The following is a 26,080-nucleotide window of genomic DNA, read 5'->3' on the forward strand; positions in this document are numbered from 1 at the left end:
GTCGGCCGGTAAAGAGGCATGATCAGGGCGCAATAACAATAAAAGCGCCCTGATATGACCCGGACTGCCAGAGTCACCGATCCTTCCTACGAACTGATGGACGACCATAACGGGTTGTCGATCATCTATCGCCAGCACGGTTTCCCCTGCCCCTTGGTGCGCTGGCATTTTCACAAGGAATACGAACTGCACCTGATCGTCGCCAGCTCCGGCAAGGTGTTCATTGGCGACTACATCGGCAACTTCTATCCGGAAACTCTCTTCCTCACCGGCCCCAACCTGCCCCACAACTGGATCAGCCAGGTCGCCGAGGACGAAGTGGTGCCCAAGCGGGACATGCTGGTCAACTTCACCGACGAGCTGTTCGAGAGCGGCCACCAGGTGTTTGCCGAACTCAAGACACTGGCGCCCTTGCTGGAGCGCGCGCAGTACGGCATCGAATTTCGCTGCAAACACACCATCCGCCAGGCGATGACCTTGATGCAGCGAATCGCCGACACCAAAGGCATGACCCGCCTCGGGCACTTTTTCATTTTGCTGGAGCTGCTCGCAGCCACCGACGACTACCAACTGCTGTCCGGTGCCACAACGCCGCAACTGGCGGATGAACACAATATCGATCGCACCAACCGCGCGGTGGATTACATCTTTGCCCACTACGCCCGTGAACTGCCGCTGGAGGAAGTCGCCGAGCACCTGGGCATGAAGCCGACCTATTTCAGTCGAGTGTTCAAGCAAGCCACCGGGCGCTGCTTCATCGAGTTCGTCAACCGGCTGCGCATCAGCAAATCCTGTGAACTGCTGGCCGACGGCGACAAGCCGGTGACCGATGTGTGCTTCGAGTCGGGCTTCAACAATATCTCCAATTTCAATCGGCGTTTTCAGCAGTTGAAAGGCATGACGCCATCGCATTATCGGCGGTTGGCTGTGCAGCGGTTGACCGAACAAAACCTGGTTTGACCCAAAACCCTGTGGGAGCGAGCCTGCTCGCGATGGCGGCGTGTCAGGCTACATCAATGCTGGCTGATACGACCTCATCGCGAGCAGGCTCGCTCCCACAGGTGCTTATTTCAACCCGAAACCTGTACGTATTCGATAGCGCCTGACCGCCGAAAAGCCCTTCCCTGTGTTTCACGCCACCAACCTCAGTGCAAAATAGTATCGATTCAAGTGCGATGGATGATTTGTCTCATCCTCAATTGAAGGCTGTAATCAGCGCACATTCTTCCTGCCCCGGAAGACACAAAAACAATAACTGTCCTTCTGTCCCCCACCGGGAGCAGAAAAGGAGTGCACGATGCAACCTTCTGTAAAAGCTCTGCTAGCCCTCACCTGCATGACCCTCAGCAGCGTCAGCCTCGGCGCTCAGACCCTGACCATCGCCACCGTCAACAACAGCGACATGATCCGCATGCAAAAGCTCTCGAAAACCTTCGAAGCCGAGCACCCGGACATCAAGCTCAATTGGGTGGTGCTCGAAGAAAACGTCCTGCGTCAGCGCCTGACCACTGACATCGCCACTCAGGGCGGGCAGTTCGACGTGCTGACCATCGGCATGTACGAAGCTGCACTCTGGGGCGCCAAGGGCTGGCTGGAACCGATGAAGGATTTGCCGGCCACTTATGACCTCGACGACGTGTTCCCGTCAGTGCGTGAAGGCCTGTCAGTCAAGGGTTCGCTGTATGCCTTGCCGTTCTACGCCGAAAGCTCCATCACCTATTACCGCACCGACCTGTTCAAGGACGCCGGGCTGACCATGCCGGAACATCCGACCTGGGAACAGATCGGCGAATTCGCCAGCAAACTCACCAACAAGGATAAAGAGCAGTACGGCATCTGCCTGCGCGGCAAGGCCGGCTGGGGCGAGAACATGGCGCTGATCACCACCGTCGCCAATGCTTATGGCGCGCGCTGGTTCGATGAGAAGTGGCAACCGGAATTCACCGGCCCCGAGTGGAAAAACGCCCTGAATTTCTACGTCGACACCATGAAGAAGTCAGGCCCGCCAGGCGCGTCGAGCAACGGCTTCAACGAAAACCTGGCGCTGTTCAACAGCGGCAAATGCGCGATCTGGGTCGATGCCAGCGTCGCCGGCTCGTTCGTCACCGACAAAACCCAGAGCAAGGTCAGCGAGCACGTCGGCTTCACCTACGCGCCGCACCAGACCACCGACAAAGGCTCGGCCTGGCTCTATTCCTGGGCGCTGGCAATTCCGACCAGCTCCAAAGCCAAGGACGCGGCGAAGACCTTCAGTGCCTGGGCAACCTCCAAGGAATACGGCGCACTGGTCGCGGAAAAGGACGGCATTGCCAACGTACCGCCAGGCACGCGTGCCTCGACTTACAGCGAGGCGTACATGAGCGCCGCGCCATTTGCCAAGGTCACACTTGAGTCGCTGAAAACGGCGGACCCAAGCAAGCCGACGCTCAAGCCTGTGCCCTACATCGGCATTCAGCTGGTGACCATCCCCGAGTTCCAGGGCATTGGCACTCAGGTAGGCAAATCGTTCTCGGCGGCACTGATCGGTCAGACCACGGTCGACCAGGCCCTGACCGCCGCCCAGCAAACCACCGAGCGTGAGATGAAGCGCGCGGGTTACCCCAAGTAACCCCGCAAAGCCCCCTGTAGGAGCGAGGCTTGCCCGCGAAAGCGTCGGTACATCCGACAAATATCTTTCGCCAGAACCATCGCTTTCGCGGGCAAGTCGGATCGCCGCACCGCTCGCTCCTACAGTGGATCTTCGTTCGCCTATCGCTAATCGGTTTTAACGCCATGAATATTTCAACTGCCAAAGCTCACATGGACATTCCCCAGCCGGTGCGTAAAAGCCGGTTGGCCAACCCCGGCTGGTTTCTGGTCAGCCCCTCGGTGGCCTTGCTGCTGCTGTGGATGATCGTGCCGCTGGGCATGACTGTTTACTTCTCGATGATCCGCTACAACCTGCTCAACCCGGGCGAGAACGAGTTCGTGGGGCTTGAGAACTTCACCTACTTCCTGACGGACTCCGGGTTCATGCCCGGCGCCACCAACACCTTGTTGCTGGTCGGCAGCGTATTGCTGATCAGTGTGGTGCTCGGGGTGTTGATCAGTGCGCTGCTGGAGGCCAGTGATTTTCTCGGTCGCGGCGTTGTGCGGGTGATGTTGATCTCGCCGTTTTTCATCATGCCCACCGTCGGTGCGCTGATCTGGAAGAACCTGATTTTCCACCCGGTGTCGGGGATTCTCGCCTACGTCTGGAAACTGTTCGGCGCGCAACCGGTGGACTGGCTGGCGCACTACCCGCTGCTGTCGATCATCATCATTGTGTCCTGGCAATGGCTGCCCTTCGCGATCCTGATCCTGATGACCGCCATGCAGTCACTCGACCAGGAACAGAAAGAAGCCGCGCGCCTCGACGGTGCCGGGCCGATTGCGATCTTCTGGCACCTGACCCTGCCGCACCTGGCACGACCGATTGCCGTCGTGGTGATGATCGAAACGATCTTCCTGCTCTCGGTGTTCGCCGAAATCTTCACCACCACCAACGGCGGCCCCGGCTACGCCTCGACCAACCTCGCCTACCTGATCTACAACCAGGCGCTGGTGCAGTTCGACGTCGGCATGGCGTCCGCCGGCGGTTTGATTGCGGTGGTGATCGCCAACATCGCGGCCATCGTGCTGGTGCGCATGATCGGCAAAAACCTGACAGACAAAGCCTGAGGCCCGCGCCATGACCCTTCAACAATCCCGTCGTCTGCAAAGTGTGCTGCTCGGCACACTGGCCTGGGCCATCGCGATCCTGATCTTCTTCCCGATTTTCTGGATGGTGCTGACCAGTTTCAAAACCGAAATCGACGCGTTCGCCACGCCGCCGCAATTCATCTTCACACCGACGCTGGAGAACTACCTGCACATCAACGAGCGCAGCGATTACTTCAGTTTTGCCTGGAACTCGGTGGTGATTTCCTTCAGCGCCACGGCGTTGTGCCTGCTGATCGCGGTGCCGGCGGCCTACTCGATGGCGTTCTACGAAACCCAGCGCACCAAAGGCACGCTGCTGTGGATGCTCTCGACCAAGATGCTGCCACCAGTGGGCGTGCTGATGCCGATCTACCTGCTGGCCAAGAGCTTTGGCCTGCTCGACACGCGCATCGCACTGATCGTGATCTACACGCTGATCAACCTGCCCATCGTGGTCTGGATGATTTACACCTACTTCAAAGACATCCCCAAAGACATCCTCGAAGCCGCGCGTCTGGACGGCGCCACGCTGTGGCAGGAAATGGTTCGCGTGTTGTTGCCGATCGCCAAGGGCGGGCTGGCTTCCACGGTGTTGCTGTCGCTGATCCTGTGCTGGAACGAAGCCTTCTGGTCGCTGAACCTGACCTCGTCGAAAGCCGCGCCACTGACCGCACTGATTGCCTCGTACTCAAGCCCCGAAGGTCTGTTCTGGGCCAAGTTGTCGGCGGTGTCGACCCTGGCCTGTGCGCCGATCCTGATCTTCGGCTGGATCAGCCAGAAACAACTGGTCCGCGGCCTGTCGTTTGGCGCGGTGAAATGAAACGACGCCTGATACGAATTTCCGGCCTGACACGATCCCCTGTAGGAGCCAGCTTGCTGGCGATGACGGCCTCAAGAGCGATGCAAAATTTCAGGGCCTCATCGCCGGCAAGCCGGCTCCTACAAAAAAGCCCGTTCGGTTCAACTGAATAAAAACAAACGGAGGCCCATCACCATGGCCAACCTGAAAATCAAGAATCTGCAAAAAGGCTTCGAAGGCTTTTCCATCATCAAAGGCATCGACCTGGAAGTGAACGACAAGGAATTCGTGGTCTTCGTCGGCCCGTCCGGCTGCGGCAAGTCCACCCTGCTGCGCCTGATCGCAGGCCTGGAAGAAGTCAGCGGCGGCAGCATCGAACTCGACGGCCGCGACATCACCGAAGTCAGCCCGGCCAAGCGTGACCTGGCGATGGTGTTCCAGACCTACGCCCTGTACCCGCACATGAGCGTGCGCAAAAACATGTCGTTCGCCCTCGATCTGGCCGGCGTACCGAAAGCCGAAGTCGAGAAGAAAGTCGGCGAGGCGGCGCGCATCCTTGAGCTCGGGCCGATGCTGGAGCGCAAGCCGAAGCAACTGTCGGGCGGTCAGCGTCAACGCGTGGCCATCGGCCGCGCCATCGTGCGCAACCCGAAAATCTTCCTGTTCGACGAACCGCTGTCCAACCTCGACGCGGCGCTGCGCGTACAGATGCGCCTGGAACTGTTGCGCCTGCACAAGGAACTGCAAGCCACGATGATCTACGTGACCCACGACCAGGTCGAAGCCATGACCATGGCCGACAAAGTGGTCGTGCTCAATGGCGGCAAGATCGAGCAAGTCGGCTCGCCGCTGGACCTTTATCACCAGCCCGCCAACCTGTTTGTCGCAGGCTTTCTCGGCACACCGAAGATGGGCTTCCTCAAGGGCAAAGTCACCCGTGTCGACAGCCAAAGCTGCGAAGTGGTGCTCGATGCCGGCACCCGCATCACGTTGCCGCTGAGCGGCGCCAGCCTGAGCGTCGGTGGTGCGGTGACGCTGGGCATTCGCCCGGAACATCTGGAGCTGGCAAAAACCGGCGACTGCACCTTGCAGGTCACCGCCGACGTCAGCGAACGACTGGGCAGCGACACCTTCTGCCACGTCCGGACCTCGTCCGGTGAAGCGCTGACCATGCGGGTTCGTGGCGATCTGGCCAGCCGTTATGGCGAGGCGCTGAGCCTGCACCTGGACGCCGAACACTGCCATTTATTCGATGCCGACGGCGTGGCGCTGACCCGCCCGTTGCGCGCAGCGGCCTGATTTCAGAGAGCGTGTGATGAAACTGAATAAACAGAACCTGCACCACCTCGCGCCCGAAGTGGTCCTGCCCGCCTACGCCCTGAGCGACGCCCGCCAAGGCATCGCGCACATTGGCGTCGGCGGCTTCCACCGCGCCCATCAGGCGTATTACACCGACGCCTTGATGAACACTGGCGAAGGCCTGGACTGGGCGATTTGCGGCGTCGGCCTGCGCGCCGAAGACCGCCGCGCCCGGGACGACCTGAAGGAGCAGGATTACCTGTTCACCCTGTTTGAACTCGGCGACACCGATGACACCGAAGTCCGGGTCATCGGCGCGATCCGCGACATGCTGCTGGCCGAGGACGGCGCGCAAGTGCTGATCGACAAACTGTCGAGTCCCGAGATCCGCATCGTCTCGCTGACCATCACCGAGGGCGGTTACTGCATCGACGACAGCAACGGCGAATTCATGGCCCACCTGCCGCAGATCCAGCACGACCTCGCGCACCCGGACTCGCCGAAAACCGTGTTCGGTTTTCTCTGCGTCGCGTTGGCCAAACGCCGCGCTGCGGGCACGCCGGCGTTCACCTTGATGTCCTGCGATAACCTGCCGCACAACGGCGCGGTCACCCGCAAAGCGCTGCTGGCCTTCGCCGCGCTGCGCGATGCAGACCTGCACGACTGGATCGCCGCAAACGTCAGCTTTCCGAATGCGATGGTCGACCGCATCACACCAATGACCAGCACCGAACATCGCCTGCAACTGGCCGACAAACACGCCGTCGACGATGCCTGGCCGGTGGTCTGCGAACCGTTTGTGCAGTGGGTACTGGAGGACAAGTTCGTCAACGGTCGCCCGGCCTGGGAAAAGGTCGGCGTACAGTTCACCGACGACGTCACGCCGTACGAAGAGATGAAAATCAAACTGCTCAACGGCAGTCACCTCGCGCTGACGTACCTGGGGTTTTTGAAGGGTTACCGCTTCGTCCACGAAACCATGAACGACCCGCTGTTCGTGCGTTACATGCGCGCCTACATGGACCTGGACGTGACGCCGCAACTGTCGTCCGTGCCGGGGATTGATCTGACTGATTACAAGAACACCCTGGTGGAGCGCTTTTCCAATCAGGCGATTGCCGATCAACTGGAGCGTGTGTGCTCGGACGGTTCGTCGAAGTTTCCCAAGTTCACCATTCCGACCATCAACCGCTTGATTGCCGATGGCCGGGAGACCAAGCGTGCGGCGCTGGTGGTGGCGGCTTGGGCGTTGTATTTGAAGGGTGTGGACGAGAATGGCGATACCTACGCCATTCCCGATCCGCGGGCTGCGTTTTGTCAGGCGCAGGTGGCGGATGATGCGTTGATGGCCCAGCGGCTGCTGGGGGTGGAGGAGATTTTTGGTACGGCGATTGCGCATTCGCCGGAGTTTGTCGCGGCGTTTGAGTGGTGTTGCAACAGTTTGCGCGAGGTGGGTGTGACGCGGACGTTGGAGCGGGTGTTGGCGTAAAAGCGGCGGTGACATCACCGCCGTCATCGCGAGCAGGCTCGCTCCCACATTGGATCGGTGTCGTACACAAAATCCGCGTCCACTAAAGAACCCCTGTAGGAGCGAGGCTTGCCCGCGAATGACTTCACCTCGATCGACCTGACACACCAAGGACCACCCATGCCAAACCAACAACTATTCCTCGGCATCGACTGCGGCACCCAAGGCACCAAGGCCATCATCCTCGATGCCCACAGCGGTCAGGTCCTCGGCCAAGGTGCCGCCGCGCACACGTTGATCAGCGGCGCCAATGGCCGTCGCGAGCAGGACACATCACAATGGCTGGAAGCATTCACTTCAGCCACGCGTCGTGCGCTGATCGCGGCAAACGTAGACGGTCAGGACATCCTCGGCATCGGCGTTTCCGGTCAGCAACACGGCCTGGTCCTGCTCGACGATCAAGGCCAGGTACTGCGCCCCGCCAAGCTCTGGTGTGACACCGAATCCACTCCGGAGAACGACCGTCTACTGGCGCACATTGGCGGTGAAAAAGGCTCGCTCGAACGCCTCGGCGTGGTCATCGCACCGGGCTACACCGTTTCAAAACTGCTCTGGACCAAAGAACAGCACCCGGAGGTTTTTTCCCGGATCGCGCGCATCCTGCTGCCCCACGACTACCTCAACTACTGGCTCACCGGCCGCAGTTGCAGCGAGTACGGCGATGCCTCGGGCACCGGTTATTTCAACGTGCGCACCCGCCAGTGGGACTTGCAGCTGCTGCGCGACATTGACCCCAGCGGTCGCTTGCAAGCAGCGCTGCCGGAGCTTATCGACGCCCATCAAGCGGTGGGCACGATCCTGCCGGGCATCGCCGAGCACCTGGGCATCAACCCCAAGGCGCTGGTGTCCAGCGGCGGTGGCGACAACATGATGGGCGCCATCGGCACCGGCAATATCCGGCCCGGAGCGATCACCATGAGCCTCGGTTCCTCGGGCACGGTGTACGCCTATGCCGACCAACCGACCGTCAGCGCTGACGCGTCGGTCGCAACATTCTGTTCCTCCAGCGGTGGCTGGTTGCCGCTGATCTGCACCATGAACCTGACCAATGCCACCGGGGTGATTCGCGATCTGTTCAAGCTGGATATCGAGCAGTTCAACGCCCTCATCGCGCAAGCACCAATCGGCGCCGAAGGTGTGAGCATGCTGCCGTTTCTCAACGGCGAGCGCGTCCCCGCCCTGCCCCACGCCACCGGCAGCTTGCTGGGCTTGACCATGACCAATCTGACGCAAGCCAATTTGTGCCGCGCCGTGGTCGAAGGCACGACCTTCGGTTTGCGTTATGGGCTGGACCTGCTGCGCCACAATGGCTTACAAAGCCGCACCATCTGCCTGATCGGCGGCGGCTCGAAAAGCCCGGTGTGGCGCCAGATTGTCGCCGACATCATGAACACCAAGGTGATCTGCACCGAACAAAGCGAAGCCGCCGCCCTGGGCGCGGCGATTCAGGCGGCGTGGTGCAAATCCTGGGCAAACGGCCACGAAGACAGCCTCGCGGACTTGTGCGAGCGCTGCGTGAAGCTCGATCCGGCCAGCGAAACCCTGCCGATTGCAGAAAATGTAACGGCCTGTCAGCAGGCCTATGAACGCTATCAACAGCATGTCGCAACCCTTTAAAGAGTGAACAACTATGTATCTGGTGTGTGGCGAAGCGCTGTTCGATTTCTTCAGTGAAGACGACGCCAGCGGCCTGGCTTCAAAAGTGAACTTCAAGGCGATTGCCGGCGGCTCGCCCTTCAACGTGGCGGTCGGGTTGCGCCGCTTGGGTGTGGACTCGGCGCTGTTTGCCGGGTTGTCGACCGACTACCTGGGCCGGCGTTTGCAGCAAGTGCTGCAAGATGAAGGCGTACGCCCGGATTACCTGGTGGATTTCGCCGCACCGACCACCCTGGCAATGGTCGCGGTCGGTGCCAATGGTTCACCGCAGTACAGTTTCCGTGGTGAAGGTTGCGCAGATCGGCAGTTGAAACCGGAGCATTTGCCGGAACTGGGGCCAGAGGTGCGCGGCTTGCACATCGGCTCTTTCTCGTTGGTGGTGCAACCGATTGCCGACACGTTGCTGGCTCTGGTGCAGCGGGAAAGTGGCACGCGCCTGATCAGCCTTGATCCGAACGTGCGGCTCAATCCTGAACCGAACATCGAGCTTTGGCGTTCGCGGGTCGCGACGCTGGTTGAGCTGGCCGACCTGATCAAAGTCAGCGATGAGGACCTGAGCCTGTTGTATCCCGGGCAGGATCCGCAGCAAGTGATTGAAGGCTGGTTGCAGCATCGCTGTCAGGTGGTGTTCCTGACCCGTGGCGGCGAAGGGGCGACGGTGTTTAGCCGCAATCACGGTTCGTGGTCGGTGCCGGCCTGTCCGGTGAAGATTGCCGACACCGTTGGGGCTGGCGATACGTTCCAGGCGGCGTTGATTACCTGGCTGACCGAGCAGCAACTGGATTCGGTCGAGGGCGTGCAATCGCTGGCGCGCGAGCAGATCGACGGGATGTTGAAGTTTGCGGTGCGGGCAGCGGCGCTGACGTGCAGCAAGACCGGGCCGGATTTGCCGTATCGGCAGCAGTTGGATCTTGGCTGAATGTGAGGGCCCCATCGCGAGCAGGCTCGCTCCCACATTGGCTCGATGCCGAACACAAGATCCATGTTCACTAAAGATCCATTGTGGGAGCGAGCCTGCTCGCGATGGCGGCCTGTCAGGCGCTACAAGACTGAAAAGTTGTAGCTGATGATCAACCGCGTCTCATCCACATCCCGGGCAAACTTCTCGTAGTTGGTCCGATATGTCGCGTTACGCAGCCGCAGGCTGACATCCTTGAACGTCCCGCTTTGCACCACGTACTTGAGCTCGCTGTCGCGCTCCCACTCCTTCCCTTCCTGATCGCTGCCCAACACCTTGATGTGGTCGCCGTTCACGTAACGGGTCAGGAAACTCAGGCCGTTGATACCAATCGACTTGAAGTCATAGTCATAACGCAGTTGCCACGAACGCTCCTGCGCGGCGGCGAAGTCATTGACCTGCACGTAGTTCACCAGGTACGGATTGGTGCCATCCAGGTACGGCATCGAGTTGTCGCCGTTCATGCGCTGCCAACCGGCGCTGAAGGTGTGGCCGCTGATGGCGTACGCGAGCATGCCGCTCAGTGCGCGGTTGTCGATGGAACCGGCACGCTCGGCGCCGCTGTCGGCACTCTTGAGCACACGCAGATCAGCCTTGAGCACGCCCTCACCCAGCGGCTGACTGGCCAGCAAACCCACGAAGTGCTGGCGATAGATGTCTTCCAGCTCGGCGTAGTGATACTGCGCAGTCAGGCGCTCATTGATCTTGTAGTCGAAGCCATACATGTCGAAGTGATCGGCGGTGACGTTGCAGGCGTAGCGCTTGTTCTTGCAGTGCACGCGGATGTCCTGGGCGTCGGTCGAGTCCCGGGCGGTGTACTGGTCCAGGCGCGCGGCCATGAACGTCAGGTCCTTGATCTCTTTAGAGGTGAGCTGCGCGCCGTTGAACATCGTCGGCAGCAAACGCCCGTCGTTGTACTTGAGCAGCGGCACGTCCGGCAGCAGCGCGCCGTACTTCAATACGCTATCGGAGACGCGCACCTTGGCGGTCAGGCCAAGTTTGGCGTACTGGTCTTTCGAGCCACGCGGGTTTTCACCCGACGATGGCAGCAAGCCGCTGTTGCTGCTGTCGGCGCTGGAATCGAGCTTGAACCCGAGCATGCCCAGCGCATCGATACCGAAGCCGACGGTGCCTTCGGTGTAACCCGATTGCAGATTGAGAATGAAGCCCTGCGCCGACTCTTCGCGCTTGGACGCGCCCTGTTCGGTGGACGTATGACCATCACGAAAATCACGGTTGAAATACACCGTGCGCGATTCGATCTTCGCCGTGGTGTCATCGAGAAAACCGCTCGCCTGAGCCTGGACGGTAAAACCGGCGCACAGGACTAAAGCGCCGAAGCCGAGTGACTGGCGCGCGGTGATGAGTTGAAAAGGGGGACGCATGAAAAAGCTCCAACAGTGCAGCGTTTGCGCAAGGCGCAATAAGCCAGAAAATAGCTTCGCCCCGGACCAGGAACTGGCCAGGATGAAGGCGACACACGGGGGTGAGCGGCAATGATGGCAGAAGGCTTTTACCGGCTACAGACGACTTTAGTCGGAAAATAACTCCCTGTTCTGGCACGGCGTTGACCAGCGGGGGCAATTGATCGATGAGCCCGCAGGCGAAGAGCCCCCGTGTTTATTGGTCGAAACCGTGCCATTAGGGGTTTTCCCGATGCCGGGGTGCGCCCTCATCTACGGCATTTGCGCCTTGAACGAGGCGGTTTAATCCTGCACCATCCGCTCCTGCTTATCCAAAGGACGGAATTCAAGGCATGCTGGACGCAAACGCAATCCATATTTCCCTCACGCTGGAAGGCGTTTCCGCTGACCTTCAGGTACTCAGTTTCGTCGGTCGCGAAGCCCTCAATCAGCCCTTCTGTTTTGACATCGAACTGGTCAGCGCGCGCCCCGACCTGAAACTCGAAGAATTGCTGCACAAGCCCGGCTGCCTGACCTTCGGCGCCACCGGCGAAGGCATCATTCACGGCCTGGTCTATCGCATCGAGCAAGGCGACTCCGGCAAAAGCCTGACCCGCTACAGCATCAGCCTGGTGCCGCAACTGGCCTACCTGCGCCACAACCATGACCAGCAGATTTTCCAGCATTTGACGGTGCCGAAGATCATCGCCCAGGTCCTTGAGGCCCGCGGCATTCTGGCCGACGCTTATGACTTCCAGCTCGGCGCGATCTATCCGGAGCGCGTCTACTGCGTGCAGTACGACGAATCCGACCTGCATTTCATCCAGCGCCTGTGCGAAGAAGAAGGCATTCACTTCCACTTCCAGCACAGCAGCAGCGGCCACAAACTGGTGTTCGGCGATGACCAGACGGTGTTCCGCAAACTCGCGCCCGTGGCCTATCAGCAAGACTCGGGCATGGCCGCCGAGAAACCGGTGATCAAGCGCTTCAACCTGCGCCTGGAAACCCGCACCAGCCGTGTCAGCCGCCGCGATTACGACTTTGAAAAACCGCGCATCCTGCCTGAAGGCGCCGCTTCCAGTGCGTTCGCTCCGGACCTCGAAGACTACGACTACCCCGGCCGTTTCACCGACCGTGCCCGTGGCAAGCAACTGGCAACCCGCGCCCTCGAACGCCACCGCAGCGACTACAAACTCGCGGAAGGCAAAGGCGATCAACCGACGCTGGTCAGCGGTCACTTCATGGCCCTGAGCGAACACCCGCGCGCCGAATGGAATGACCTCTGGCTACTGCTGGAAGTGGTCCACGAAGGCAAGCAACCGCAAGTGCTCGGCGCCAACATCACCAGCGACGTCACCCACAACAAAGACGATTTCCACCAGGGCTACCGCAACCGCTTCCTCGCCACGCCGTGGGACGCGCACTACCGCCCTGCCCTCGAACACCCGAAACCGCAAGTCCTCGGCAGCCAGACCGCCATCGTCACCGGCCCGCCCGGCTCGGAAATCCACTGCGACGAGTACGGCCGCGTCAAAGTGCAATTCCACTGGGACCGCGACGGCCAGGCCAACGACAACACCAGTTGCTGGCTGCGCGTCGCCACCGGCTGGGCCGGCAGCGCCTACGGCGGCATCGCCATCCCGCGTGTCGGCATGGAAGTGCTCGTCACCTTCCTCGAAGGCGACCCCGACCAACCGCTGGTCACCGGCTGCCTGTACCACAAGGAAAACGTCGTCCCCTACGACCTGCCGGCGAACAAAACCCGCAGCACCTTCAAGACCCTCAGCTCACCGGGCGGCAAGGGCTACAACGAATTTCGCATCGAAGACAAAAAAGGCGCGGAACAGATCTACCTGCATGCCCAGCGCGACTGGGATGAAAACATCGAACACGACCAGAAAATCCGCATCGGCAACGAGCGGCATGACACGGTCGAGGCGAAGGTGTTTAGCGAGTTCAAGGTAGAAGAGCATCGGATCACGCATCTGGACCGCAAGACTGAAGCGCGGGCGGATGATCACCTTACGGTGGGCGTGACCCAGCACGTGAAGGTCGGCACGGCGCAGTTTGTTGAGGCTGGTGAAGAGATTCACTACCACGCGGGTAATAAAGTGGTGGTTGAAGGCGGGATGGAACTGACGGCGAAGGCTGGCGGGAGTTTCGTCAAGGTGGATGCGGGTGGTGTGACGATTAGTGGGGCTGAGGTGAAGGCCAACTCGGGCGGTGCGCCGGGTGCTGGGTCCGGTGTACAAGCATTGACCCCATCAATCCCGTTAGCAGCCGCGATCGCAAGTGCAGGACAACTTTTGGAACGAAAAACAGTTCCGGAAAAAACAGACCACGATCTGGATTTTCTGATTACTGATCAAAACACAGGTTTACCGTTGAAAAACTTTCCATACGTTATCAAAACCTCCTCAGGCAAAAGTCTGACGGGGCGCACCAACGATGAAGGGCGGACCGCAAAAATCAAAAGTACAGAAGCAGAGTTGGCAGTGATTGAGGTTTATGACGATATCCCTCCAATTAATCCGAACTGGGATGCCTGATATGCCTAAACATAAACCTTTGACCACGAGTCAAAAAGCGTTGACTCCGGTGACTGATAAAAAGCCAGCTTCAGTGATGGTTGATGATAGCCAGCGATTGAAAGAGATCAGAAAGCTTGTTGAAGCCAACAACAAGTCCACGATCGATACCAACACTGTTATTTGCCAGATTTATATGGAGTCCCGCTTCGATGCAAATGCCGGCGCGGGTCACAATGCTCGAGGCCTGATGCAAATGCAGATGCAGGCAGTGCAGCAAGTCTACAAAATTCGAAAAAAGAAAGAGCTTGGCCGCACGCCGAACGACGACCAAACCAAAGCAGCATTCGCTGACGGCAAGGCATTCCACGCGAGCGCCGACATTTTCAACGAAGCCAAAAATATTCAACTCGGCACCGAATACATGCAGTACTGGATAGACATATCCAGCTCTATTGAGGAGGCGTACAAAAAGTATCGCGGTCTTTCCAATGGGGTTTATTACAAAAAAATAAGTGCTTGCGCAACAAAGCTCGCAGCCAACCCTGATTCAATGCAAGTGCTGAGGGATACATTAAAGTGAAGAAGGCATGGTTTTGTTTAACCGCAGTATTGCTCGGGGTTTCCGCCCAAGCACAACCGAGCAAATCAATCCTTAGCTGCCCCTTGGCTGACGGAACGCGGATATCTTTGTTGACTGAACAAACCCCGGAGGGTCAGCGTCTATTCGTCGAACTTGATAAAAAAATAGAAACTGCATTTACCGACATGCCTGACTCTGACTTTTTGGGCGAAATAGCTTTAGCCAAGTGCGCCTCTTCCAGCTTGATATTTGCCATGAACTACGGGTCGCCCTATTTGAAGGGCGTCGTCTTACGCAAAAATCCGGTCAGTCATACGATCGAGAGAATAAATTTTGCCGAGAAAGCCTTGCCCAGTTACCTCTACCTGGGACAAAAGCAGATGCGGCTAATCATTCCAAATATCGGGAACGAGGTTTCCACAAAGTTTCTGGTTTATGACTACCTCTCGGGTAAAGGCCAACCGGATGAGGCAACGGGCAGTAATGTCGTACCAAACGGGCGTGGATTTAAGGTCGTACGCCTTAAGTAAGCAACCAATCGCAGTACTTCCGAATCCTCTTGAGCCGGATCTGGCATCTTCATTCCATAAAAAAATCCAGCCCTACTCGGCTGGATTTTTGCATTTGTGCGGGGTCAGACAGGTGCCTTCCAGCCCAGCATCCGTTGCTGCGCAACCTTGAGTAAATCGCAACCGTCCTGCGTCAGCAGGTAAAGGGCATGCGTGATGTGGGGGATGTCCTGGACGTCGCCGTCCTTGAAACATTGGAGGTGGAGTGTCTCAAGCAGCTCGCTGGAGGCGCGGATGCGCTGGAGGGCGGCTTCGAGGATGTCTTGGGGGTTGGCTTCGGTGTCGATGACCAGAGGAGATGTTTCGGTGACGCTGCTTTTGATTGAACGGTGACGTTCGGGGAATGGATTTAACGTATGCATAGTAATTACTCGAGTATTAATTAGTAATCGCCAGCACCGTGACCAAACGATGGAGGCGGCTGTGTACAGGCTTGGTCAACCGGTAACACTCAAACGGCTCGCCCGAAGGCGTCCTGCACACAGCCACCATTGCAACGCACTACAAGACGCAGAAGTCCGCGGCGCGAATGATCGCACATCTATGCACAAGTGTTATCAGGTGACCAAACCTGTTCGCTGATTTTGCAGCGAGCCCAAACAGTAATCGCTACGCCCCATCAGCCGAAAGTCGACAAAGCATCCATCCTTGTAGGACGAAGCCGAAGCTACCGAAGATTTTCACCCCAACGAAACGCCTGACAGAATCGTCCCTTACGACAGGCGGCATTCAGCCGGGTTAACCATTGCTTAACCCTGCGGTCCAAGACTTTACTGGACCGCACGCCCTCAGGTTCCTCTGACGCCCAGTGCGGCAGGTTCGACGTTCACTACGTCGAACTCTCGTTCCGTCCGCACCGGAGATTGCTCATGAATACGCGCATTTTGCTGGTTACCGCTGCCCTCGCCTGCACCGGGTTTACCGGGCTTGCCCAGGCCGACGACACCACTTCCTCACAAGCCGTGCCCTACGAATACGGGATGCCGCTGCACGTGGCCAAGGTGGTTGCGCTGACCGAACCTACGACGCTGGACTGCAAAGTCATTACGGCTGAGATGAAGTACATCGATACGTCGGGAAAACCCGCAGAGATCTCGTATCGCAAATGGTCGGATGCGTGCAGTTATCAGAATTGATAACGCGACACTCATGCTTTTCTGTAGGAGCGAGCTTGCTCGCGAAAAACGTTCGGATAACGCGTTTATTCAGAAAACACGCGTTATCGTTTACGTCCATCGCGAGCAAGCTTGCTCCTACAGGAGTGGGCTTAAAGCGCTTGCCGGTCGGGATGCAGCGTCTGCAGCGCTGCCCTATGCTGAATTTCGGTGCGCAGCTCGGCAATCAGGTCATTGATTTCCCGGCAGCCATTGAGTGTGCTGGCGTCTATGCCAGTGACCAATAGATCCACTTGATCGGTCTGGCCGTCGGCATACACCTTGATGCTCATCGACAGGTCGGGCGTCAGCGTGCATTGACAACGTTTCGGCAGAAAACTGCTTTCGATGATGTTGCGAAGTTCCAAGGCAGAAAGAAACATGGCGACCCTCTCCTTATGTGAGATTGCCAATCAGCTATCAATGCCGACTCAACTCATTCGCGGCCAGCTTCAGGACCAGATGAAGCATAAAACATGCCCCGGATTTCGCCGTGCAGCTCATCGGTAATTCAAAGGTTTAATGTGTCTTCAAGTAAATGGACTCATGCAGTCTGCATGAACGCAGGTTGTCGCCCCTGCAAATTGCAACCTGATGAGTCCGGGTTTGCATTGGCCGCCCATGGCAGTAAAAATGCGGCCACTCCCTTTCACATCCGCTGACCCTACTCACACGCAAGGAGGCATCATGGGTTCATTGACCCGAATCACTACCGTCGGCCTGATTGTTGCCGGGCTATCGACCGTTGTTCACGCAGCCAAACTCGAAGACGTTGCACCGTTTCCCAAAGCCGAAAACGGCTTCACCCGCCAGGTCATTCACCTCGCCCCGCAATCCGCTGAAGACAACTACCAGGTCGAAATTCTCGCCGGCAAGACCTTGACCGTTGACTGCAATCGCCAACGCCTGGGCGGCATGCTCGAGGAGAAAAACCTCGAAGGCTGGGGCTACCCGTTCTACCGCCTGGAAAAGGTGATCGGCCCGATGAGCACGCTGATGGCCTGCCCGGATGGCAAAAGCAAACAGGACTTCGTCCCGGTGGTCGGTGACGGCTTCAGGTTGCGCTACAACAGCAAGCTGCCGATCGTGCTGTATGTGCCCAAGGACGTTGAAGTGCGTTATCGGATCTGGTCGGCGTCGAGCACGGTCGAAAAAGCTGTTCAGGAATAATCCCCGCCCAAATGCAAAACCTGTAGGAGCAAGCTTGCTCGCGATAGCGGACTTTCAGCCACCAGATGTGTTGAATGTACAACCGTCATCGCGAGCAGGCTCGCTCCCACAGGGGGGAACGGGTGATCGATTGGCGCCCAGCGCAGCGCGTTCGGCGACGTGGCGCAAGCTGTCGAAGTTGATGTTGGCGCCGGAGTCGATGGCCACCAGCGTCTGACCACGCACGCCAGTCTGCGCCACGTACTTTTTGATGCCCGCCACGGCCAACGCACCGGAAGGTTCGGTGATCGAGCGGGTATCGTCGTAGATGTTCTTGATCGCCGCGCAGAGTTCGTCATTGCTGACAGTCAGCACCTCATCCACGCAAAACCGGCAGACCTCGAAACCATAAGCGCCGATCTGAGCGACGGCGACGCCATCGGCGAATGTGCCGACGTTGGGCAGGACAACACGCTCGTCTGCCTGTAAGGCGGCGCGCAGGCATGCGGAATGTTCCGACTCGACGCCAATGATGCGGATTTCAGGTCGCAGGTATTTGACGTACGCGGCGATGCCCGCGATCAGGCCGCCACCGCCCACCGGCACGAAGATCGCGTCGAGTGCTCCTTGGTGCTGACGGAGGATTTCCATGGCGACGGTGCCCTGTCCCGCGATCACGTCCGGGTCGTCGAAGGGCGAAACGAAGGTGCGGCCGGTTTGTTCTGCCAGGTTCAAGGCGTACGTCAGGGCAAATGGAAAACTCTCCCCGTGCAGCACGGCATCGGCACCACGGCTGCGCACTCCGAGCACCTTCAATTCCGGCGTTGTGGCGGGCATGACGATGGTCGCGGCAATCCCCAATTCACGCGCCGCCAGCGCCACGCCCTGGGCATGGTTGCCTGCCGAGGCGGTGATCACGCCGCGCGCCTTCTGCTCATCGCTCAGTTGCACCAGCTTGTTGTAGGCGCCACGGATCTTGAAGGAAAAAGTCGGCTGCAAGTCTTCGCGCTTCAACAGGATCTGATTGCCGAGGACTTCGGACAGCGCCGGCGCTACTTGCAACGGCGTGCGTACCGCCAGTTCGTACACCGGCGCGGCGAGGATCTTTTTGACGTAATGCTCAAGCAAGGTCTGCTGGGCGGGTGTGCTGTTCATGGTCGTCTCCTGACGTTGATCAGAACCCAAGAGACAGAAAGTAAAAACCCGCCTCTAGGGCGGGTTGGGTGCTGCAGTCGTGAGCTAGCCCGCCAAATAAGGAATGGCGGTAATAATGCTTGGCTGGCAGCGCAATACGGTGGAAGTCATGGCTGGAAATTAGCCGGGCACGACAGGCAAGTCAATGGCCAAATTTTCCCGGCCTGTGTAGGCTCGCTGTTCTGCTCATCGTCCAAGGAAGGAAACCATGAAGTCCATCGCCCTGCCCCTGATTGCCCTGCTCGCCTTCGCTGGCTACACCGTTGCGGTGATGCTCCAGGCGGAACAATCGTTGATCGAATTTGGCATCAGCCTGATGTCACGACCTGATACGGCGCAGGTGGTGATTGATCTTTATCTGCTGGCGACGCTGGCCGGGGTGTGGATGTACAGCGATGCGCGCAAGCGTGGGCAGTCGGGGTGGTCGGTGGTGCCTTATCTGGTGATTACGGCGGTTTTTGTGTCGATTGGGCCGTTGTTGTATCTGGTGGTTCGCGGGTTGCAGGATCGGAAGAGGTCTGTGGGTGCCGCGCAAGAAGTCTGATCCGAAGTGTTTGGTGTTATTGAGGCCGCCATCGCCGGCAAGCCGGCTCCTACAAGTTGTGCGCGCCGCTGTAGGAGCCGGCTTGCCGGCGATGGCGGCCTGACATTCACCACATCATTTGGCCAACCGCCTGAGCCCCAACACCATCACTCCCGCCCCGAGCATCATCGCCGTCAAAAACAATGGATACGACACCCACCACGGCGTACCCGCCGTCATCATGCTGAACTCGGACATGCCGCCGATGCTCGCAATCAGGTTCAGCGGCAGGAACACCACGTTGATCAGCGTCAGTTTGCGCAGCAGGTTGTTCATGCTGTTGTTCATCAGGTTGCCCCGGGCGTCGATCAGCCCGGAGAACACCGTGGAATAGATTTCCGCCTGTTTGTAGCACTGGTTGTTTTCAATGATCAGGTCGTCGATCAGGCCGATGGCCTCGGCGCCGAAGTGCTCCTTTTCCGCGTGGTTGCGCAGCCGGGTCAGGACCGCGCCGTTGCTGTGAATCGCATTGATGTAATAGATCAGGCTTTCGCTGAGGTTGAACATCTGGATCAGGTGCTGGTTCTGCATCGACGCGTTGAATTTCTGCTGCAACTCCCGCGCAACCAGCTTGATCACCTTGAGGTGGCCCAGGTAGTGATGGATGTTGTTGAACAGCAGATCCAGCAACACATCCAGCGGCGTGTTCAGTTTCTGCCGGGTGCCGAGCCCATGCAGTGGCGAATCGTCGGTGGCGATCACCAGCAAACGCTGGGTAGAAAACAGCAAGCCGCAGGACGACACTTCAAAAGCCAGGCTGCCGGCGCCGGAGTAGTTCTCCGGGCGCTTCCAGATCAGGAACAGGTTGTCGGGGTGAAACTCGATGCGCGATACCTCGTCCGGGTCCAGCGCCGACGCCAGGGCGTGTTCATCGAGTTTGAAATGGCTGTGCAGCAAGTCGCGCTCGGCCGCATCGGGGTTGCTGAACAGCATCACTTCGGCGTCCAGCCGTTCGACCGCATGCAGCACGCCGTGGGTCAGTTGGAAGCTCTTGATCATCGGCCGATCACCAGGCCTGGCCGCGGCGTTTGAGTTCCAGTCGGCGGACGAACTCTTCCAGCACCAGCGAGTACAAATCGTCCTGCAGATACGCGTCTTCGATGCCGGCATCCATGTTCGGGTTGTCGTTGACCTCGATGACCACCACCTTGTCGCCGGACTGCTTGAGGTCGACGCCGTAGAGGCCGTCGCCGATGAGGTTCGCGGTTTTCAACGCCAGCTCCACCACCGCACGCGGTGCTTCGTGAATTGCCAGGGTACGGCATTCGCCGTTGATGTCTTGCCCCTTGGCCTTGTGGTTGTAGATCTGCCAATGGCCTTTGGACATGAAGTACTGGCAGGCAAAGATCGGTTTGCGGTTGAGCACGCCGATGCGCCAGTCGTACTCGGTGTAGAAGAACTCCTGAGCCAGCAACAGCACCGAGTGTTCGAACAGTTCGGCGGTCGCTTCGAGTAAGGCTTGCTGGCTTTCGACCTTGATCACGCCACGGGAGAAACAGCCGTCGGGAATCTTCAACACCAGCGGAAAACCCAGGCGCTCGCCGACCCGTTCGAAATCTTCCGGTCGTTCCTTGTAGAGGATTTCGGTGGCGGGCATGCCCAATTGATGGCTGTTGAGCAGGTCGGTCAGGTAGACCTTGTTGGTGCAGCGCAGGATCGAGGCCGGGTCGTCCATCACCACCAACCCTTCGCTCTCGGCCTTTTTCGCGAAACGGTAGGTATGGTTGTCGACGCTTGTAGTCTCGCGGATCAACAGCCCGTCGTATTCGGCGATGCGTGCGTAGTCCTTGCGCTCGATCAGCTCCACGTCAATGCCCAAGGTCTTGCCGACACGTACGAAGTTTTCCAGCGCCTTGGGGTTGGACGGCGGCAACGCTTCCTGCGGATCGTGCAGGATCGCCAGGTCATAACGCGCCAGGCGTCGCGACCGTGGCACACGCCAGATCTTTCGACTGAACGTGTCCAGTGAGTGGGCGAACTGATCTTCCTGATCTTCGCGCAACTTGTGTAAGGCGCCAGACTTTATCCCTTCGATGTGCCAGCCGTTAGTTCGGCGAAACTCAACTAACAATATCGGGCACGGAAACACTTCAAACAACTGCCGCGCCAAATCCTGCAACGGCTCTATATGTGTCTTGCCAAAATACAGGGTCAGGGTAAAACCTTCGGTATCACTGTAAAGGTGATGACTGAGGGCTTTTTCCAGGGTTTTATCCAGGTCATCCAGCGCCAGACCGTACAGGGCTTTGCGCGTCAGTTCGCTGATGGTGCGCACCGATGGAATAACCTTGTGCCCCCGCGCCTCGGCCAGCAGCGAGCAGTAATAACCGTGCCCCAGGTACTTGTAGCTGCGGCACAGGTTGATCACCTGGACCCGTTTGCCCTGCTCGTTGTCGCGGGTCTGCTCGAGGTATTCCTGAGCCGTGACGATGTCTTCGCTGGGAAAGTAGGACGCCCAGTCTTCCTTGCGTTCGACGATGATAATCAACTGACTTGAAGTTCTAATCGTGTCATTTAAATAAGTTGCTGCCGGCAAACTTTGCTCGGATACTTCGCGCCAATGACCTTGTACCGCTGACATAGTGATTGATCCGTTGGAGAACAAGACCTTTCCTATTAAGCACGAACTTTTTCGAAAGTCCCGTTTCGTTACGCAACTTTTACGGCGGTCATATGAATCCTGTCTTTCGCTTGGCGGTAGTTGAAGACTTACCCGCGTTGCTGGCACTCGAACAGCAATGTTTCACCACGGACCGGCTCACCAGCCGCAGCTTTCAATGGATGATCACCCGCGCTCACGGACGACTGCTGGTGGCCCAGCGTGGCGAGCAATTGCTGGGTTACGCGGTGGTGTTGTTTCACCGGGGCACATCGCTGGCGCGGCTCTACTCGATTGCCATCGCCGAACAGGCTCGCGGCAGTGGGCTCGGCAAGCAATTGCTGGAACGCATCGAGGCCTGCGCCCTGGAACACGACTGCGCGTACCTGCGGCTGGAAGTGCGCATCGACAACCCCGCCGCCATCGCCCTGTATGAGCGCAACGGTTACCGGCGCTTCGCGCTGATCCATGATTATTACCAGGACCATGCCGATGCGCTGCGCCTGGAAAAACGCATCCTTCAGCACCGTGACTCGCGCAATATCAACGTGCCCTGGTACGCCCAGACCACCGATTTCACCTGCGGCCCCGCGTGCCTGTTGATGGCCATGGGCGCACTGCAAGCCGGTCGCATGCTGGAGCGCCGCGAAGAACTGCAGATCTGGCGCGAAGCGACCACCGTGTTCATGACCTCTGGCCACGGCGGGTGCAGCCCTCAAGGCCTGGCATTGGCGGCGGCGCGACGCGGGTTTCGTGTGCGCCTGCAAGTGAGCATGGCCGGGCCGTTGTTTCTCGATGGCGTGCGCGATGAGCATAAAAAAGACGTCATGCGCCTGGTGCACGAGGAGTTCATGGCTCAATTGGGAACGACCGACGTCGAACAGGTGCTCGGTGGTCCGCTGGACCTGCCACGGGTACTGAACGACGGCGGCCAGCCGCTGGTGCTGATCAGCAGCTACCGGCTGACCCGCTCCAAGTCGCCGCACTGGGTGATCGTCACCGATTGCGATGAGGAATTTGTGTACCTGCACGACCCGGATGTCGACCATAGCCAGCATCGTCAGCCCATGGATTGCCAGCATTTGCCGGTCAGCCATGGGGAGTTCGAGAAGATGTGCAGTTTCGGGCGCGGCAAGTTGCGGGCGGCGGTGATTCTTTATCGCCGCTCCCTGTAGCAGTTGACGGAACCTGTGGGAGCGAGCCTGCTCGCGATGGGGCCTTACCAATCAACATAGATGTTGGCCATAAGTCCGCTATCGCGAGCAGGCTCGCTCCCACAAGTTTCGCCAGCGGCTGCAGGAATTGTGTTTATTTCAGGCCAACTTTGTACAACACGCCATCATCTTCATCGGTGAGCACATACAAATACCCGTCCGGCCCCTGCCGCACGTCGCGGATGCGTTTGTTCAGCTCGCCCATCAAGCGCTCTTCGTGAACCACCCGGTCGCCGTCGAACTGCAGGCGTATCAACTCCTGACTGACCAGCGCACCGATGAAAACGTTGTGCTGCCACGCCTTGAAGCGGTCAGCGTCGTAAAACGCCATGCCGCTCAGGCCGGGAGACTTTTCCCAGACGTGGCGCGGCGCAACAGTGCCTTCGGCGGTCTTGCCCGTGGCTTCCGGGATCGGTTGACCGGAGTAGTTGATGCCATGGGTCGCCAGCGGCCAGCCGTAATTCTTGCCACGTTCGATGATGTTGATCTCGTCACCGCCGCGCGGGCCGTGTTCGTTTTCCCAGAGCACGCCGGTCCAGGGATTGAGCGCCGCGCCTTGTGGATTGCGCTGGCCATACGACCAAATTTCCGGACGTACACCCGCCTGGCCGACAAAGGGGTTGTCGTCGGGCACCTTGCCGTCCGGGTAGATCCGCACGACCTTGCCTTGCAGCTTGTCCAGATCCTGCGCGGTTGGCCGGTCATTGTTCTCGCCGAGGGTGATGAACAGGTAGCCGTCACGGTCGAACACCAGTCGCGAACCAAAGTGATTGCCGACCGAGAGTTTGGGCTCCTGACGGAAGATCACTTTGAAATTCCTGATCGCCGTCAGGTCTTGCGACAGTTGCCCGCGACCGACCGCCGTACCGGCCTTGTTCCCCTCGCCGCCACCTTCGGCGTAGGACAGATAGACCGTGCGGTCCTGTTTGAAATCGGGCGACAGCACCACATCGAGCAGGCCACCCTGCCCTTTGGCCCAGACCTTCGGTACGCCACTGAGCGGTGCCGAAAGTTTGCCGTCGACGCTGACCACGCGCAGGTTGCCGGGCCGTTCGGTCACCAGCATCCCTTGGCGATCCGGCAGAAACGCCAAGGCCCACGGGTGATCCAGCCCCTTGGCGATGGGCGTGACCTCAAGGGTGCCCTGTTCACTTTTCAGCGTTTGCACGGACGCCGCGAAAACCGGTGCGGCGGCGCTGATCAGGGCGCTGGCGCAAACGGTAGCCAGGAGGGTTTTACGCAACATGCACGATTCCTTTTGTCGTCTGAATGGCTGGCAAGACGTGCGTCCTGCTGCTCAACGGTTGCTGGTGCCTGCGTCCCGAGGGGGTGGATTAGGGATGAATTTCGGTGGACTGACAGGCGCCGACCGATCCTGGGGATAGCGGTTGCCAATGCCGCCGTTGTCCAGCGTCGGTGGCCGCGGAACGGGAACCGTGTTCGGCCCGCGGATGGCCGGCGCACTGGGTTGTGTGCCTTGCATGCTATTGGGGTTGGCCCGGCGAATCGGGCTGTTGTAAGGATTGCTGGTGGCGCCCGTCGGGCTCTGGGCCAACAGCATCGGGAATGCGGGTAACCGGGTGTCGGCCTGGGCCAGTTGGCTCAGTACGCCAGTCAATGCCATCGTGATGATGCCAAACGCTAATCGGTTCATGGCCAGCCTCTCGAGGTGATACAGCCTTCGATAGCACGCTACGCCGAGGGTTCGGATTTGTTAACCAAAACCATGTAACACGAAGTTGATCCCCTGCCAGGACTGGCTGGTACGCCGCTGAAAACTTTGCGCCGGGCCATGGGCAGCCGCGACGCGTCAATCAGATCCAGACAAAAATCGCCAGCAACCCGGCAAAAATCGCCCACTTTTCCAGGTAATAGAGTGTGCGGTTGCGCTTCTTCAACGCTTTGCCGCGCAGGCGAATCTTGTAGATCCTGGTGAACAGTCGATTGATGCCACCCGTCTTGTCGCCCGCTTCGTTCGGTGCGCCCGCCGCCGACATCACGTTACGGCTGAACCAGCCATTGAACGCCGCCGCCCAGCGATACTTCATGGGGCGCTCGATGTCGCAGAACAAAATGATGCGGTTCTGCTGCGTAGTGTTTTCGGCGTAATGAATGAAGGTCTCGTCGAACATCACCGCTTCACCATCACGCCAGTGATAATTCTCGCCATCGACGTTGATGTAGCAACCGGCGTCGTTCGGCGTCTCCAGGCCCAGGTGATAACGGTAGGAACCGGCATACGGGTCGCGGTGACGCACCAGTTTCGAACCGGGCGGCAGTTCGGCGAACATCGCCGCCTTGATCGAACCGATGCTCTGCACCAGTTCGGTGGTGCGCGGGCAAAGCTTCATTGCCGAAGGATGACTGTCGCCGTACCACTTCAAATAGAAGCGCTTCCAGCCGGTTTTGAAGAACGAGTTGAAGCCGACGTCGTCGTACTGGTTCGAGCGTTTGATCTCACCCGCCTTGAGCAGGTTCTGACCTTCGGCGCGGATTTCTTCCCAATGGGTCTGCAACGGGCTCAGGTCCGGGAAGTCGGCCGGATCGAGATACGGTTTGTTGGGAATTTTCGAGAACAGGTACAGGAAGCAATTGATCGGCGCGAGAAACGTCGAGTGATCGCTCAGTTGGCGGCCCAGCTTGTGGCGCACCTGACCGCGCAGGTGGACGTACGCAATCGATACAACATAAATAGCGGCAATGATGAGTTTCACGGAAATCGTCACACGTCAGAAGTGAACAAACTGCGTCCCCTGACAGGCCCGACGGCCCAAGGGTCTTGTGCAGCGTCTGAATACGAAACAGCGTCCCTGAGGCGCGTCCTTGAGCATGCCGGCGGTCGGCATCCGATTGAAAGATGGCATTTTAGCCACGAGTTGTAACAAATAGTTAGCGTTCAACTGTGAAAATCTGTCCACTTGTACCGCCAAAGCACCGGTGCGGCCTCAACGCCCTATCGTTTAAAGAGCCAGACCAGTACAATCGCCGCCAAACATTACGCGCCCCCCTTGGTTGATGACGGGAATGAACCCCGTCTCAGCGCACTTCGACTCGGGCCAAGCGCTCCAACTGCTGCTGTCCACTTATTGCCAGATGGACCTTCCGCTTCTGATCGGGATGTATTTCCCGTGGTTTGAATACCGG

Annotated in this window: 23 protein-coding genes and 1 pseudogene; 15 read left to right on the forward strand and 9 right to left on the reverse strand. The window is 58.8% G+C overall.

All coding sequences use genetic code 11. The features are described 5' to 3' along the window. Positions 1-54: 54 nt before the first annotated feature. The 8 genes from J4E42_RS01225 (at position 55) to J4E42_RS01260 (ending at position 9,921) form a co-directional block, all read left to right on the forward strand. Positions 55-960 carry an AraC family transcriptional regulator gene (locus J4E42_RS01225; protein WP_008044265.1) on the forward strand — a complete coding sequence of 302 codons (906 nt, stop codon included), beginning with the start codon at positions 55-57 and terminating at the stop codon, positions 958-960. Positions 961-1,297: 337 nt separating this feature from the next. Beyond that, the gene (locus J4E42_RS01230) at positions 1,298-2,608 is read left to right on the forward strand and encodes a sugar ABC transporter substrate-binding protein (RefSeq protein WP_008044262.1); all 1,311 of its coding nucleotides are present in this window, start codon (positions 1,298-1,300) and stop codon (positions 2,606-2,608) included. Positions 2,609-2,772: 164 nt separating this feature from the next. Then, positions 2,773-3,699 carry a carbohydrate ABC transporter permease gene (locus J4E42_RS01235; RefSeq protein WP_032828623.1) on the forward strand — a complete coding sequence of 309 codons (927 nt, stop codon included), beginning with the start codon at positions 2,773-2,775 and terminating at the stop codon, positions 3,697-3,699. Between the two features lie 10 nt (positions 3,700-3,709). Further along, on the forward strand, positions 3,710-4,540 hold the full coding sequence (locus J4E42_RS01240; protein WP_008026557.1) for a carbohydrate ABC transporter permease: 831 nt from the start codon (positions 3,710-3,712) through the stop codon (positions 4,538-4,540). Positions 4,541-4,714: 174 nt separating this feature from the next. Beyond that, entirely contained in the window at positions 4,715-5,818 is a 1,104-nt protein-coding gene (locus J4E42_RS01245; protein ID WP_207284362.1) for an ABC transporter ATP-binding protein, read from the forward strand. Between the two features lie 16 nt (positions 5,819-5,834). Further along, positions 5,835-7,307, forward strand: coding sequence for a mannitol dehydrogenase family protein (locus tag J4E42_RS01250; protein WP_207284363.1), 1,473 nt, complete (start codon positions 5,835-5,837; stop codon positions 7,305-7,307). Positions 7,308-7,466: 159 nt separating this feature from the next. Continuing rightward, positions 7,467-8,963, forward strand: coding sequence for a xylulokinase (gene xylB, locus J4E42_RS01255; protein WP_207284364.1), 1,497 nt, complete (start codon positions 7,467-7,469; stop codon positions 8,961-8,963). Between the two features lie 13 nt (positions 8,964-8,976). Then, the gene (locus J4E42_RS01260; RefSeq protein ID WP_207284365.1) at positions 8,977-9,921 is read left to right on the forward strand and encodes a carbohydrate kinase; all 945 of its coding nucleotides are present in this window, start codon (positions 8,977-8,979) and stop codon (positions 9,919-9,921) included. A gap of 122 nt (positions 9,922-10,043) precedes the next feature. Here J4E42_RS01260 and J4E42_RS01265 read toward each other — a convergent pair whose 3' ends face one another. Continuing rightward, positions 10,044-11,345 carry an OprD family porin gene (locus J4E42_RS01265; RefSeq protein ID WP_207284366.1) on the reverse strand — a complete coding sequence of 434 codons (1,302 nt, stop codon included), beginning with the start codon at positions 11,343-11,345 and terminating at the stop codon, positions 10,044-10,046. A 371-nt stretch (positions 11,346-11,716) separates the two neighbouring features. On the opposite strand from J4E42_RS01265, the gene tssI reads away from it, so the two are divergent. Genes tssI through J4E42_RS01280 form a run of 3 tightly spaced genes read left to right on the forward strand, consistent with a single transcriptional unit; the run spans position 11,717 to position 15,004 of the window. Further along, complete coding sequence (gene tssI, locus J4E42_RS01270; RefSeq protein ID WP_207284367.1) at positions 11,717-13,912, forward strand: type VI secretion system tip protein VgrG; 2,196 nt, start codon at positions 11,717-11,719, stop codon at positions 13,910-13,912. A gap of 1 nt (position 13,913) precedes the next feature. Then, positions 13,914-14,474, forward strand: a complete 561-nt coding sequence (locus J4E42_RS01275) for a transglycosylase SLT domain-containing protein (RefSeq protein ID WP_207284368.1) — start codon at positions 13,914-13,916, stop codon at positions 14,472-14,474. Continuing rightward, a complete protein-coding gene (locus tag J4E42_RS01280; RefSeq protein ID WP_207284369.1) occupies positions 14,471-15,004 on the forward strand; it encodes a hypothetical protein in 534 nt (177 codons plus the stop codon). The genes J4E42_RS01275 and J4E42_RS01280 overlap by 4 nt, the downstream gene beginning before the upstream one ends. Positions 15,005-15,108: 104 nt before the next feature. Here J4E42_RS01280 and J4E42_RS01285 read toward each other — a convergent pair whose 3' ends face one another. Continuing rightward, positions 15,109-15,405, reverse strand: a complete 297-nt coding sequence (locus J4E42_RS01285; protein WP_207284370.1) for a hypothetical protein — start codon at positions 15,403-15,405, stop codon at positions 15,109-15,111. 507 nt (positions 15,406-15,912) lie between these two features. Between J4E42_RS01285 and J4E42_RS01290 the strand changes: the two genes are divergently transcribed. Beyond that, complete coding sequence (locus J4E42_RS01290) at positions 15,913-16,179, forward strand: DUF2790 domain-containing protein (protein ID WP_008044241.1); 267 nt, start codon at positions 15,913-15,915, stop codon at positions 16,177-16,179. 131 nt (positions 16,180-16,310) lie between these two features. Here J4E42_RS01290 and J4E42_RS01295 read toward each other — a convergent pair whose 3' ends face one another. Next, a complete protein-coding gene (locus tag J4E42_RS01295; protein ID WP_008026579.1) occupies positions 16,311-16,580 on the reverse strand; it encodes a DUF1652 domain-containing protein in 270 nt (89 codons plus the stop codon). A 304-nt stretch (positions 16,581-16,884) separates the two neighbouring features. Here J4E42_RS01295 and eco point away from each other — a divergent pair, with 304 nt between their 5' ends. Then, complete coding sequence (eco, locus tag J4E42_RS01300; RefSeq protein ID WP_008026580.1) at positions 16,885-17,367, forward strand: serine protease inhibitor ecotin; 483 nt, start codon at positions 16,885-16,887, stop codon at positions 17,365-17,367. A gap of 117 nt (positions 17,368-17,484) precedes the next feature. Here eco and ilvA read toward each other — a convergent pair. Further along, positions 17,485-18,501, reverse strand: a pseudogene (ilvA, locus tag J4E42_RS01305) (threonine ammonia-lyase, biosynthetic); the annotation flags it as partial. Positions 18,502-18,748: 247 nt separating this feature from the next. On the opposite strand from ilvA, the gene J4E42_RS01310 reads away from it, so the two are divergent. After that, positions 18,749-19,084 carry a DUF2834 domain-containing protein gene (locus J4E42_RS01310; protein ID WP_207284372.1) on the forward strand — a complete coding sequence of 112 codons (336 nt, stop codon included), beginning with the start codon at positions 18,749-18,751 and terminating at the stop codon, positions 19,082-19,084. A gap of 114 nt (positions 19,085-19,198) precedes the next feature. On the opposite strand, the gene J4E42_RS01315 is transcribed toward J4E42_RS01310, so the two are convergent. Both J4E42_RS01315 and J4E42_RS01320 read right to left on the reverse strand, forming a co-directional pair. Beyond that, entirely contained in the window at positions 19,199-20,122 is a 924-nt protein-coding gene (locus J4E42_RS01315) for a magnesium transporter CorA family protein (RefSeq protein ID WP_008044231.1), read from the reverse strand. Positions 20,123-20,129: 7 nt separating this feature from the next. Continuing rightward, a complete protein-coding gene (locus J4E42_RS01320; protein ID WP_259331653.1) occupies positions 20,130-21,704 on the reverse strand; it encodes a RimK family protein in 1,575 nt (524 codons plus the stop codon). Positions 21,705-21,796: 92 nt separating this feature from the next. Between J4E42_RS01320 and rimI the strand changes: the two genes are divergently transcribed. Then, the gene (gene rimI, locus J4E42_RS01325; RefSeq protein ID WP_192229990.1) at positions 21,797-22,897 is read left to right on the forward strand and encodes a ribosomal protein S18-alanine N-acetyltransferase; all 1,101 of its coding nucleotides are present in this window, start codon (positions 21,797-21,799) and stop codon (positions 22,895-22,897) included. 133 nt (positions 22,898-23,030) lie between these two features. Here the strand turns inward: rimI and J4E42_RS01330 are convergent, their stop codons facing one another. From J4E42_RS01330 to lpxO, 3 genes are all read right to left on the reverse strand, one after another. After that, positions 23,031-24,182: a PQQ-dependent sugar dehydrogenase gene (locus J4E42_RS01330; RefSeq protein ID WP_207284373.1), complete on the reverse strand. Its 1,152-nt coding sequence runs from the start codon at positions 24,180-24,182 to the stop codon at positions 23,031-23,033. Positions 24,183-24,233: 51 nt separating this feature from the next. Beyond that, complete coding sequence (locus J4E42_RS01335; protein ID WP_207284374.1) at positions 24,234-24,590, reverse strand: hypothetical protein; 357 nt, start codon at positions 24,588-24,590, stop codon at positions 24,234-24,236. Between the two features lie 160 nt (positions 24,591-24,750). Then, entirely contained in the window at positions 24,751-25,650 is a 900-nt protein-coding gene (gene lpxO / locus J4E42_RS01340) for a lipid A hydroxylase LpxO (RefSeq protein WP_207284375.1), read from the reverse strand. Between the last annotated feature and the right edge of the window lie 430 nt (positions 25,651-26,080).

Source organism: Pseudomonas sp. FW300-N2A2, from assembly GCF_017351735.1.
Taxonomy (GTDB): Bacteria; Pseudomonadota; Gammaproteobacteria; order Pseudomonadales; family Pseudomonadaceae; genus Aquipseudomonas; species Aquipseudomonas migulae.